General features: G+C 64.4%; 10 protein-coding genes, 2 tRNA genes and 1 pseudogene. 10 read left to right on the top strand and 3 right to left on the bottom strand.

Annotated elements, in window-relative coordinates; all coding sequences use genetic code 11:
* The first annotated feature begins 38 nt into the window (after positions 1 to 38).
* The 10 genes and pseudogenes from D9R12_RS02465 (at position 39) to D9R12_RS02420 (ending at position 8799) form a co-directional block, all read left to right on the top strand.
* On the top strand, positions 39 to 464 hold the full coding sequence (locus D9R12_RS02465; RefSeq protein ID WP_170159110.1) for a hypothetical protein: 426 nt from the start codon (positions 39 to 41) through the stop codon (positions 462 to 464).
* 69 nt (positions 465 to 533) lie between these two features.
* Positions 534 to 1808 carry a TolC family protein gene (locus D9R12_RS02460; RefSeq protein WP_122227520.1) on the top strand — a complete coding sequence of 425 codons (1275 nt, stop codon included), beginning with the start codon at positions 534 to 536 and terminating at the stop codon, positions 1806 to 1808.
* A complete protein-coding gene (locus D9R12_RS02455) occupies positions 1805 to 3031 on the top strand; it encodes an efflux RND transporter periplasmic adaptor subunit (protein ID WP_122227517.1) in 1227 nt (408 codons plus the stop codon). Before D9R12_RS02460 ends, D9R12_RS02455 begins: the two co-directional genes overlap by 4 nt.
* Positions 3032 to 3061: 30 nt before the next feature.
* Positions 3062 to 6175 (top strand): efflux RND transporter permease subunit, encoded by a 3114-nt coding sequence (locus D9R12_RS02450; protein WP_122227514.1) that lies wholly within the window; start codon positions 3062 to 3064, stop codon positions 6173 to 6175.
* A complete protein-coding gene (locus D9R12_RS02445) occupies positions 6172 to 6492 on the top strand; it encodes a P-II family nitrogen regulator (RefSeq protein WP_122227511.1) in 321 nt (106 codons plus the stop codon). The genes D9R12_RS02450 and D9R12_RS02445 overlap by 4 nt, the downstream gene beginning before the upstream one ends.
* Before the next feature lie 27 nt (positions 6493 to 6519).
* On the top strand, positions 6520 to 6843 hold the full coding sequence (locus D9R12_RS02440) for a P-II family nitrogen regulator (RefSeq protein ID WP_122227508.1): 324 nt from the start codon (positions 6520 to 6522) through the stop codon (positions 6841 to 6843).
* The gene (locus tag D9R12_RS02435; RefSeq protein WP_122227505.1) at positions 6843 to 7739 is read left to right on the top strand and encodes a cation diffusion facilitator family transporter; all 897 of its coding nucleotides are present in this window, start codon (positions 6843 to 6845) and stop codon (positions 7737 to 7739) included. Before D9R12_RS02440 ends, D9R12_RS02435 begins: the two co-directional genes overlap by 1 nt.
* A gap of 5 nt (positions 7740 to 7744) precedes the next feature.
* A pseudogene (locus D9R12_RS02430) lies at positions 7745 to 7933 on the top strand (hypothetical protein); the annotation flags it as partial.
* A 660-nt stretch (positions 7934 to 8593) separates the two neighbouring features.
* Positions 8594 to 8669: transfer RNA gene (locus D9R12_RS02425), tRNA-Ala, on the top strand.
* Positions 8670 to 8723: 54 nt separating this feature from the next.
* A tRNA-Glu gene (locus D9R12_RS02420) sits at positions 8724 to 8799 on the top strand.
* A 141-nt stretch (positions 8800 to 8940) separates the two neighbouring features.
* On the opposite strand, the gene galE is transcribed toward D9R12_RS02420, so the two are convergent.
* The 3 genes from galE to D9R12_RS02405 all read right to left on the bottom strand — a co-directional run bounded on the left by galE (position 8941) and on the right by D9R12_RS02405 (position 12084).
* Positions 8941 to 9924, bottom strand: coding sequence for a UDP-glucose 4-epimerase GalE (gene galE / locus D9R12_RS02415; RefSeq protein WP_122227502.1), 984 nt, complete (start codon positions 9922 to 9924; stop codon positions 8941 to 8943).
* Entirely contained in the window at positions 9921 to 10892 is a 972-nt protein-coding gene (locus D9R12_RS02410; RefSeq protein ID WP_014160596.1) for a UDP-glucuronic acid decarboxylase family protein, read from the bottom strand. The genes galE and D9R12_RS02410 overlap by 4 nt, the downstream gene beginning before the upstream one ends.
* A gap of 133 nt (positions 10893 to 11025) precedes the next feature.
* Positions 11026 to 12084 (bottom strand): glycosyltransferase family 2 protein, encoded by a 1059-nt coding sequence (locus D9R12_RS02405; protein WP_014160597.1) that lies wholly within the window; start codon positions 12082 to 12084, stop codon positions 11026 to 11028.
* Positions 12085 to 12291: the final 207 nt, after the last annotated feature.

Genomic DNA, 12291 nt, shown 5'->3' with positions numbered 1-12291 from the left:
CACTCGACGAAATCCATCTTCGGAGAAGGCGTTGCCTGATGCAATTTCATAACACCTCGGCTAGCCGGTACCATACGCCGATGCTTGCGACCACGCCCGGTACCATTCTCGGCCGTCTGCGCGCTTCGGTGCGTGTGACGGTCTTGGTGCTGCTGGTGTTCGCGATGAAGATTGGTCTGGCCGCCGCCTGCGCGAAGCACGATTTCGCCGATCTGGGGCTGACTCCCGAAGCGTCCCAGCAGAGCGTGAGCGCTTTCGCCGACACCGACGACGGCAACAACCCGCTCGAAGGCCAACTGCCGCACGCTGGTGCCTGCACCCATTGCGATTGCCACCATGCAGCCGCCGTTCCGGTGTCGGCCTATGCACTGACGAGCGCGCTGGCGCCTGCGCGATTCGGCTACGCCCCGGACGCCGGACATAGCGCGCCTGCGCTTCTGGAACTCCGCCCCCCCATCACCTGATCGACGTTTTATCAGCCCTCCGCGACGCCCTTGGCGCCGGAGGATATTGTCGATTCAGAGGATTGGTTCATGCCTGTGTCCCCTTCGTCACGACGACGCTTCGTCGTGCGCGTGGCTGTTGTCTTGCTGGCAGTCGGCCCTTGGTTGGCGACCGCTTGGGCTGCTGACGCGGCCCTTGCCCCGCCGCCCGTCCGTCAAGCATTGCAAGCCGCCTGGCAGCAACACCCGTCTTACCGGGCCACCGAAGCCCAGTTGGCCGCCGCCCGCGCACGACTGAGCGCCGCGGGGCAGCCGCTCTATAACCCCGAACTTGAACTGGCCGGCGAGGATGAAGGCCCGGACCGGACCGCCACTGCCGGCCTCAACCTCACGCTCGACTTGAGCGGTAAGCGGCGCGTGCGCCGTGATGCGGCGTCCGCACGGGTCGATCAGGCCACCGCCGAGGCCAGGCTGCGGCGCCGCAATTTCGCCAAGCACTGGTTTGCCGCCTGGGCCGAGTTGCAAACGGCGCAACAGCGCGTGAGTACCGGCGAACGGCGCATGACGCTGGTGACGCGTTTTGCCGGCTTGGCCGAGAAACAGTTCAAGGCCGATGACATCTCAGGACTGGAACGCGACCTCGCGCTGTTGGCCCGCGATGAAGCGCAGGCCGAACAATCGCAGTTGATCGCCGAACGCGCCGAAGCCGAAGCCCGGTTTCGTGCGGTGGGCGGATCGCCGGAACTCCTAACAAGCTTGACGCTGCCCACCAATACGTTACCGCCGCCCATCGCTCCAACGACCGGTATCGAGCAGCTGCCAGATTGGCAGGCGGCGCAAGCCGCTGCGCTTGCCGCCGAGCGCGAGGTTACCGTAGCCCGCCGCAACCGGGTGGCCGATCCCACTGTCGGCGTGCGCGGTGGACGCATCGACTACGGCAATGTCCAGGACAACGTCGTGGGCGTGTCGCTGAGTATCCCGTTGTTCGTGCGCAATTCTTACCGTGCCGAAGTCGTGGCGGCGCAAGCCGATGCCGATGTCGCTGCGGCTGAAGCCGAACGCATCCGCATCGAACTCGACGCCGACCGCCGCCGCGCCATCGACAGCTACGCCGCGTCGCAATCTGCCTGGTCGCACTGGCAGGCCAGCCGCGGTACCGACGTGGAGCGCCGCGCGAACTTGCTCGAACGCCTGTGGCGCGAAGGCGAAGTGTCGACCGCCGATTACCTGTTGCAGCTCAAGCAGACCCTCGACACGCAACTGGCCGGCGCCGAACTCGAAGCCCGCCTGTGGCGCAATTACGCCGACTATCTTGCCGCCACCGGTCAGCTCGAACGCTGGGCCGGTCTGGAGGGCACCCCATGAGAACCATTCCGATGACCGTGTTCCGATTGATGACCTTGCCGCTCACCGCGGCGCTGCTGTTGGCGATAGCGGGTTGCTCCAAGTCACCTGATGCCGAATCCGTGAAGGAACCCGGGGCCGAATCGGCCGAGGCCGATCACGCCGAGTCGGGGGAAGCCGACCATGCCGAAGGCGGCGAAGACCATGCCGAAGGTGAGGAAGGCGAAGCCGCCGAGCCTGTAAAAATGGATGAGGCCGCGCTCAAGGCAGCCGGCATCCAGTTGCAGACCTTGCAACCATCCACGCTTAGCGAGGAACTGCGCGCCCCAGGCGAAGTGGTCGACAGCGCTTACGGGACTACGCTGATCACGCCCCGCGTCGAAGCCCTCGTGGTCCGTCGCCACGCCAAGCTCGGTGATGAAGTACGCGCCGGCGCGCCGCTGGTCACGCTGGCGAGCGTCGAGGTGTCCGACGCACAAGCCGAGCTGCGCATCGCCGAACAGGAATGGCGGCGCGTCTCGGCGTTGGGCCGTGAGGCCGTCGCCGGTCGCCGCATCACCGAGGCCAAGGTCGCGGTTGATCGTGCTCGCGCCAGGGCGCAGGCCTATGGTTTGCCGGGGACTGCGAGCGGCGGGGTCAACGGCCAGTTCACCCTGGCCGCGCCCCATGCCGGGCGCATCACCGAAGACGAGTTTGTCGTGGGCGAACGCATCGAGCCGGGCAAGGCCTTGTTCCGTCTGGTCGATGAGTCGACGGTGTGGGTGGACGCCACGTTGCCCTCCGGCACGGTGTCGCGAATCCAGGCCGGCAGTCCCGCGACCGTCGTAGTCAGTGGCGAGCGCATCGCCGGCAAGGTGATGCGCAGCGCGCACCGCACTTCCGACGCCACCCGCACCGCGTCGGTCCGGCTTGAAGTATCCAACCCGGGCGATCGCCTGCATGGCGGTGATTTCGTCGAGGTGTATTTCGAGGCGGCGTCCGCGGCCAACACCGACAACAAAGCGGCAACGCAATTAGCCGTGCCGACCGACGCATTGATGCAACTCGAAGGCGAAACCGTGGTGTTCCGTCGCAACGCGGCCGGCGCGCTGGAACCGGTGCCAGTCCGTGCCGGTGAAGTGATCGGTGATAGCACGGTGATCCGCGAGGGTCTCAAGGCCGGCGACACCGTGGTGGTGGCCGGCGCTTTCGCGGTGAAGTCGCAGATGCTCAAGGCGCAACTGGGAGAAGGTCATGGTCATTGATCTTCTCCTTGTGCGGCGGGGAGATGCGCCATGCTGAATCGCCTGGTCGAACTCTCCCTGCGCTACAAGTTCCTGGTGCTGATCATCTTCGCCGTGGTGGCATTTCTGGGCATCAGTGCGGTGCGCAATGTACCGATCGATGCCTTCCCCGACGTGACGCCGGTACAGGTCAACATCTACACCGAATCGCCGGGTCTGGCCGCCGAGGACGTGGAGCAACTGCTCACCACGCCGGTCGAATCGGCGCTGGCCGGGCTGCCGAAGGTGCAGGAAATTCGCTCGGTCAGTCTGTTCGGGCTGTCCTATGTCGCCGTCTATTTCGAGGACGACATGGACATCTATTTCGCCCGTCAGCTGGTCAACGAGCGGTTGCAGGAGATCGGCGACCGCCTGCCCGAAGGCTACGGCAAGCCCAGCATGGGCCCGAACACCTCGGGTCTGGGTCAGGTGTTCTGGTACACGGTCGAACGCGCGCCTGGCGTGAGCAAGGACCAGGTCACCGACATGGATCTGCGTACCTGGCAGGAGTGGACGGTGCGCTTGATCCTGCGCACTGCACCCGGTGTCGATGATGTCACCTCCTGGGGCGGCGGCGAACGCGAGTTCCAGGTTCAGATCGATCCGCAGCGCCTCTATGCCCGCGGCATGGGGTTTGGCGATGTCATCAATGCGATCCCGGCGAACAACGGTCAAGTCGGCGGCAATGTCATGGACGTGGGCCGCGAGCAGTTCCTGGTCCGCGGCTTGGGTTTGCTGAAATCGACGCAGGACATCGGCGCGATCGTGCTGAAAGCCGAGCACGGCGTACCGGTCTACCTGCGCGATGTGGCCACGGTGGTGGAGGCCCCGGCGCCGCGCTTTGGCGCGGTGACCCGCGATGGTCAGGAAGTGGTGTTGGGCATGGCCCTGGCGCGTATCGGCGAGAACGCCAAGGACGTGGTCGAGGCGGTCAAGGGCAAGCTCGATGTCGTGCGTGACGCACTGCCCAAGACGATGGTGCTCAAGCCGATCTACGAACGCACCGACCTGGTCAACAAGGCGGTGGGGACGGCAACGAGGGCGTTGATCGAAGGCTCCTTGCTCGTCGCGATCATCCTGTTCCTGTTCCTGGGTGAGTTTCGCTCCGCGCTGGTGGTGATCGTGACCTTGCCGCTGGCAATGCTGATCGCCTTCATCGGCATGGGCCAAGCGGGCCTCTCGGCCAATCTGATGTCGCTGGCCGGTCTGGCGATCGGGATCGGCATGATGGTCGATGGCGCGGTGGTGATGGTGGAGAACGCGTTCCGGATCATGGCCGAACGTCTCGAACACGGCGAGAAAGTCGACAGGACCTCGGCGGTGCTGGCGGCGGCCAAGGAAGTGGCGAACCCGATTACGTTTGCGATCGGCATCATCATCGTGGTGTTCCTGCCGCTGTTCGCGCTGGAGGGCCTAGAAGGCAAGATGTTCAAACCGATGGCCTTCAACATCGCCTTCGCGATGGCGGGCTCGTTGATTCTGAGCCTGACCCTGATCCCGGTGCTGGCCTCGATGATCCTCAAGCCCAAGCCGGAACGCGATACCTGGCTGGTGGCCCGAATCAAGCGCGGGTACCGGCCGTTGCTGGACAAGGCGCTGGCCAACAAGCGCGTAGTCGTCATCAGCGCCGTCGTCGCTTTGGTGGCGAGCCTGGCGCTGTTCCCGTTCCTGGGCAAGGAGTTCATGCCGCAGCTGCAGGAAGGTTCGATCATGTGGCGCGTGACGGGCATCCCGTCAACCTCGCTCAACGAATCGATCAAGACCAGCAACACCATCGCCGCGGCCTTCAAGCAGTTTCCCGAAGTCGAGACCACGCTGGCGATGATCGGACGCGCTGAAAAGGGCGAGACCGCCGACGTCAATTACATGGAGATCTACACCGCCCTCAAGCCCGAGGACGAATGGACCTCGGGCCGTAACATCAAGCAGCTCGAAGAGGCGATGCAAGAGATGCTGGAGAAGGTGGTGCCCAACGTGGTGCCCGGCTACACCCAGCCGATCCAGATGCGTGTGGAAGAGCTGATCTCCGGCGTTCGTGCGACCTTGGCACTCAAGCTCTACGGCGAAGACCTGGAGGAACTGGATCGCATCAGTGGCCAGCTCAAGGGCGTGCTCGGCAAGGTGCAAGGGGTGGCCGATCTATCGCTGGAGGCCAACGTCGGCAAGCCGCAGATCCGCATCCAGGTCAACCGCGATGAGTTGGCCCGCCACGGTATGAATGCCGAAGAGGTGTTGACCATCGTGCGCAACGGTCTGGGCGGTGAGCCGGTCAGCGTGCTGTTGGACGGGGTCAAGCGGTTCGACATCGCGGTGCGGTTGAGCGAGGCGACTCGCGATTCGGTCGAGAAGTTGCGCGAAATTCCGCTACGCACCGCCACCGGCGCGTTGGTGCCGTTGTCTGAAGTCGCCGAGGTGAGCGTGGCCGAAGGCTACTCGTTCGTCCGCCGCGAGCAGTTGCAACGCTATGCCGTGATCCAGATGGACGTACGCGGCCGCGATGTTGACAGCTTCGTGAAGGAAGCCAACGCCGCGATCAAGCAGCAGGTGATGCTGCCGGCGGGCTATTGGATCGAGTGGGGCGGCGCGTTTGAGAACCAGCAGCGCGCCTTGGCGAAGCTGGCGTTGATCGTGCCGATCACGATCTTCTTCATCTTCGTGTTGCTCTACACCGCATTCAACTCAATCAAGTACGCGGCACTGATCCTGGCCAACGTGCCGTTCGCCACCATCGGCGGCTTGCTCGCGTTGTTCGTCACCGGCCAATACCTCTCGGTGCCCTCGGCGATCGGCTTCATCGCGGTGTTCGGCGTGGCGATGCTCAACGGCATCGTGCTGGTGAGCTTCCTCAACGAGCTGCGCGACAAGGGACGATCGGTACGCGAAGCCGTGATCCAAGGCACTGCGTTGCGTCTGCGGCCGGTGCTGATGACCGCGAGCGTGGCGATCCTGGGCCTGGTGCCGATGTTGCTGTCGAGCGGCGTCGGCGCCGAGACCCAGCGCCCGTTGGCGACGGTGGTCGTGGGCGGCCTGATCAGTTCGACGTTCCTGACGCTGATCTTGTTGCCCGTCTTGTACGAATGGTTGGAAAACCGCGCCGAGCGCAAAGCACAGGAAACCACTCCATGAAACAGATCAAGGCGTTTGTGCATCGCAACCGGGTCTCTGACCTGATCCACGCGCTGGAAGCCGCAGGCTTCCAGCGACTGAGCCTGTTCGACGTGAAGGATCTGTTGCGGGCACTAAGTTCGCGTGAGCAGCAGTACTCGGTCGAGTTGGGCGACAAAGTCATCAACGAAGTGCAGATGGAACTGTTCTGCGAGGACAGCGAGGTCGCCAAGGCCGTCGAGATATTTCGCCAAGTGGGACGTACCGGTCATACGGATGCGGGCTGGATCTATGTCAGCACCCTTAAACAGTCGATACCCATCAACGACACCCCATGAACCTGCAAGCAATGAAGTGAGGTCACCATGAAACTGATCGTCGCCTTCGTTCACCCTTCCCACGCCGGGCCCGTTGTGCGTGCCCTTGATCAGGCAGGCTTGTATCACCTCTCGCTCAGCCGCGTGCACGGCGTCGTGCAACCCGACACGCCCATCGTTCGAGCGGACATGGGTGGAGAGGGCGAGCCGGAGGTGCGCCTGGATGCCTATTGCGAAGACACGCGTGTTGAGCAGGTTGTCGCGCTGATTCGAGATAAAGGACACGTCGGCGCTCTTCCCTCCGGGGTGATCTTCGTCCATCCGGTGGACCAGGCCTGGCGTGTGAGTCAAACCGTTACAGGAGAACGGTGATGGGCGCAGGTCACGATCACGGCATCAGCGAGATCAAGCACGAAAAACCGCTGTGGTGGGCATTCGGGCTCACGTCGGCCTTCCTGATCGCCGAAGTCGTCGGCGGCCTGCTGACCAACAGCCTGGCGCTGTTGTCTGACGCAGCGCATATGATGACCGACGTGTTCGCGCTGGCCATTTCGCTGTTCGCCGTGCGGCTCAGCCGGCGTCCAGCCGATGCCAAGCGCACTTATGGCTATGCGCGCATGGAGGCCATCGGCGCGATGATCAACGGCGGCCTGCTGTTCGTCGTGGCCGGCTACATCCTGTGGGAAGCGGCGGGCCGCTTCCGGCAACCGCCAGAAGTGTCCTCCAGCGGCATGCTGGTGATCGCCACCATCGGGTTGGTGGTGAACTTGATCTCGATGCGCCTGCTCAAGGCCGGCAGCGGCACCAGCTTGAACGTGCGCGGCGCCTACCTGGAAGTCTGGAGCGACATGTTGGGCTCGGTGGGCGTGATCATCGGCGCACTTATCATACAGTTCACTGGTTGGACGATCGCCGACCCGATCATCGCCGTGCTGATCGGCCTGTGGGTGCTGCCGCGCACCTGGACTCTGTTGCGTCAGGCAGGCAACGTCTTGATGCAAGGTGTGCCGGCGGGGATGGAGTTGGAGGCGATCCGCACCATGCTGCTGTCCCATCCCGGTGTGCGCGAAGTCCATGACTTGCACGTGTGGGCGCTGGGGTCGCAGCAACCGGTCCTCACCGCCCATGTGGTGCTGCAGGACAGCGGCGTGGACGCCGAACAAATGCGACGCGCATTGGCCTCGACATTGGAGGAGCAGTTCAACGTTCACCATGCCACGCTGCAGGTGGAACTGATGCCGTGCGGGGACGAACACGGTCATGCGTGAAGTGTGCGATGCGGCTCACCGATCTGCACGTCTGGCGCGTAGGGCGTGGCAAGTACGCTTGCGTGGTGAGTCTGGTGACGACGGCGCGGGCGGATGCCCAGTTCTTTCGGCAAGCCTTGCGCGTGCACGAGGAATTGGTGCACGTGACCGTCGAAGTCACCCACTGGCCCGATCCGATCGGCGAAATTGTGTAACTTCCGCCAAGCCCGCTACCCAGTTGAAAGCGAGGCAGATTTGCCTCATGTATCTGGCCAGATCCACTGCAATTGTTGCCGGTTGCGATGTCTGACCTTGGGGTCTGGAATTTCGCATAATGTATATTATGTAAAAATTCATAGCCGACTCTTAGCTTCGGCACCAACCGGCAGCCTGGGCACCGCGCGCTTCTTTCGCCTTTCCGGCGCCTTGCTCCGGCTGGCGCCTGGCGGTTCTGCACGCCGCAGCCGGTGCGCCGCTCGGTTGGTGTGTTGCCCGTCAGCACGGCCGGTCGGACCGAGCAGACTGGCGCGGCCAAGGGATCACGTTACCCGCGCCTGTGCTGCCTGGCGCGAGATCGTGCAGTCGGCGGTGGTGCTGGCGCGCATGGCAGGACCCGGGTTTGGCCCGTCTTGCAACGGCCCGAGCGTGCCATGGGCCGCTGGCGCGGTGACGCGATGGCTGGCCTGGCGACTGTCAGCCACGGTCGCCGCATTGGCGATGCACCTGATTGCGCCTGCCTCGGTGGCAGTGTTCAACGCCGCGCGCCGGCGTCGCTAAACCTGGTCAGCGCTTGCCACGCGCGGTTCGAAAAAGGTGAGCATTCATGCTTGCGGAACGCAGGATCGGTCATTAGAATGCCGGGCTCCCAAGACACCGGGGCCATAGCTCAGCTGGGAGAGCGCCTGCATGGCATGCAGGAGGTCGGCGGTTCGATCCCGCCTGGCTCCACCACGTTTCATCAGTCGCAGACACAGGCCTGCTTGCGATTGCTTCAGGTTCAACCGCGTCCCCATCGTCTAGAGGCCTAGGACACCACCCTTTCACGGTGGACACCGGGGTTCGAATCCCCGTGGGGACGCCAGCTACAACTAAGGAAAAAAGAAAGCGCAGCGTTGATCCGCTGCGTTTTTTTTTGGGCGACATTGGGGCCATGGCCCCGCTGGGAGGATGAACACAACCCGGAAAACCCGGGGTTCCTGGCCGGGTCCGTGTGGGTCCGGGCTCAGGCCGGCGCCGAGAGGCTGGCGCGCTGCCAGGCAAGGGCGGTTTCCACGATCGTGTCGATGTCCGAGCGCGAAGGCTTCCATCCCAGCTCCTTGCGTGCCTTGTCGGCCGCGGCCACCAGCGTGGCCGGGTCGCCCGGGCGGCGCGGCCCGTATTCCACGTGCAGGCGCTCGCCGGTGGCGCGCTCCACCGCCGCCACCAGTTCCAGCACCGAGGTGCCGGTGCCGGTGCCCAGGTTGAACACCTGCGCGCCCTGGGTGGACAGCAGACGCTCGGCCGCCAGGACGTGCGCGTCGGCCAGGTCGCTGACATGGATGTAGTCGCGCACCGCGCTGCCGTCACGGGTGTCGAAATCGGTCCCGTTCACCCGGAACACCCCGCCCTGCACCGCCGCGGCAATGGCCAGCGGAATCGCATGCGTTTCCGGCTCATGGCGCTCGCCGATTTCACCTTCCGGATCGCAGCCGGCTGCGTTGAAATAGCGCAGTGAGGTCGAGGTCAGGCCATAGGCCACGGCGTAGTCCTCGAGCATGCGTTCAATGATGAACTTGGACCAGCCGTAGGGATTGATCGGCGCCTGCGGGTGGGTCTCGTCGATGGGCAGCCGCACCGGATGGCCATATGAGGCACAGGTGCTGGAGAAGATCACCCGCCGGCACGGGCTGCCCCGCAGCACGTCCAGCAGGTTCAGCGTGCCGACGCTGTTGTTGCGGTAGTAGATGTCGGGCTGCTGGACCGATTCGCCCACGTAGGCGTAGGCAGCAAAATGCGCGACCACATCAGGCCGGTACTGGTCCAGCGCAGCCTGCACGCAGGCAGCATCGGCGATGTCGCCCACCACCAGTGGCCCCCAGCGCACCGCTTCTGGCCAACCGCGCGAGAGATTGTCCAGCGCCACCACCTGCCAGCCCGCGCGCGCGAAGGCCTTGCATGCGTGCGAACCCACATAGCCGGCGCCCCCGGTCACCAGGACGGTCCTCATCGCGGCAGCCCGTCGTGTGTGGCATCGGCAAGCAACTGCCGGAAGTAGTCGATCGTGCGCTCCAGGCCCGTGGCCAGTGGCACCTGCGGTACCCACCCCAGCTGCGCTCGCGCCACGGCGATGTCCGGCTGGCGCTGACGTGGATCGTCCTGCGGGAGCGGGCGAAACTGGATGGCGGATTTGCTGCCGGTCAACGCGATCACCTGGTCGGCCAGCTCCAGCATGCTGAACTCGGACGGGTTGCCGATGTTGACCGGGCCGGTGACCTCTTCCGGCGAGGCCATCAACCGCACCAGCCCATCGATCAGGTCGTCCACGTAGCAGAACGAACGGGTCTGGCTGCCGTCTCCGAAAATGGTGATGGGCTGGCCGGTAAGCGCCTGGACGATGAAATTGGACACCACGCGGCCATCGTCTGGCTGCATGCGCGGGCCATAGGTGTTGAAGATGCGCGCCACCTTGATCGGCAGTGCGTATTGGCGATTGAAGTCGAAGAACAGCGTCTCGGCGCAGCGCTTGCCTTCGTCATAGCACGAGCGCGGGCCGACCGGGTTGACGCGGCCCCAGTAGCTCTCGGTCTGCGGATGCACTTCCGGATCGCCATACACCTCCGAGGTCGACGCCTGCAGCACCCGCACACCCAGTCGGCGCGCCAGGTCCAGCACGTTGATCGCGCCATGCACGCTGGTCTTGGTGGTCTGCACCGGATCGCGCTGGTAATGCACCGGGCTGGCCGGGCACGCCAGGTTGTAGATCTGGTCGGCCTCGATCTTCATCGGTTCGGTGACATCGTGGCGCACCAGGTCGAACCACGGGTCATCGAGCAGGTGCCGGATGTTGCCGCGCGAGCCGGTAAAGAAGTTGTCCAGGCAAATGACTTCGTTGCCCTCGCCCAGCAGGCGTTCGCACAGGTGCGAGCCAAGGAATCCTGCGCCACCGGTGATCAGAATCCGTCGCCGTCTCTGCATGAAACCCCCTGTTGGTGAAAGGACTGCACATGCCACTTACTGCGCGGCGATTGTTTTCCCACTGTTCCACCTGCCGTTGCTGGCGAGCACCCAGGCCGCTGGCTGACGATGCGGCCGTATGGACCTGCTGCCATCACTCCCCCTCCCCCTGCAGGCGCGTCGCCGGCAACGGGACGGGTGCGGGCTGGTCCGAACCCGCTTCTTCCAGATACCGCCGTGGCGGCAAGCCGCGAATTCGGCGCCCAAGCTTGTGCAAGCGCCGCCTGACGAAGCGTCTGAGTGTAGACGCGGTGGTTGTAAGCAACAGCTGCTTGGGCGCCTTGAACAGCTCGGCGACCAGCGTCCGGGTGATGTCCCAACGCTTGCCCGAGAGCGAGCGGCTGATCAGCCAGTGGAGCATGAACACCCTGTGCGACGCGAACGCGCCGGCCAGGTGCGGCAGACGCGACACGAACTCCTGGGCGACCAGATCGAACGAGCGCAGCATCTGCTGGCCGTCGCTGGACATGTTCCCGCTGAGTTGGCGGTAGCCGGTCAGCGGCCACGGCGCAACAGCCACCGGGTAGTGTTCGGCGATCTGCAGATATAGCTTCAGGTCTTCGCACCCCTGCGCACGCTGGCTGCGCAGGCCGCTGTCATAGCCGCCCATGCGCAGCGCTGCCTCGCGCCGCATCAGCGCCGAACTGCCATTGCCGATCACGTTGCGATGACACAACTGGGCGAACTGCCACGCCTTGGGATAGGTGTTCACTTGCTCCACAAGCACTTGGCCATGCTCGTCGATGATGGAGTACCAGGTGTAGACCAGGCCAGCCTCCGGTTCGGCAAGCATGAGCGCCATCTGCCGCTCGATCTTCTCGGGGTGCCACAGGTCGTCCGCATCCACCGGTGCCACGTAATCACCCGCCGCCTCGACAATGCCCCTGTTGCGTGCAGCCGCGACACCGGCGTTGGCCTGCCGGACCAGGCGCAGGCGTGGATCGGCGCGGATGTGCTGTTCGACGCGTACCACCGTCTCGTCGGCCGACCCATCGTCGACCACGATGATCTCAAGATTGGCGTAGCTCTGCGCACGTACGCTGCGCAGCGTCTGATCGATGGTGGCCGCTGCGTTGAAGGCGGGGATCACCACCGTCACCAGAGGCAGGTCGTGTGCATCAAGCGCCTGGGTCGCGATGGGAGCGTTCGACATCTAGATCGGTTCCATCGCCTGTGGAAGTGGGGGATAACGCGATTCAACCGGTACAGACAGACCCTGTTCTGGCATAGGCCGGTTTCGGCTGCAGTCACGGGCAGCGCCGACCCGCGGCTGTTGCCAAGACCTGCGGTCCGTCGAGCGCGGCGCAACAAGCTCCATCAGACCGGTGCCACCCTTAACGCACGCTTGAGCACGGTCTGC

It is taken from the genome of Pseudoxanthomonas spadix, from assembly GCF_003703395.1.
GTDB classification, from domain to species: Bacteria; Pseudomonadota; Gammaproteobacteria; order Xanthomonadales; family Xanthomonadaceae; genus Pseudoxanthomonas_A; species Pseudoxanthomonas_A spadix.
Note: the sequence above shows the minus strand (reverse complement) of the source record. Positions and strands in the feature narration are given on the sequence as shown.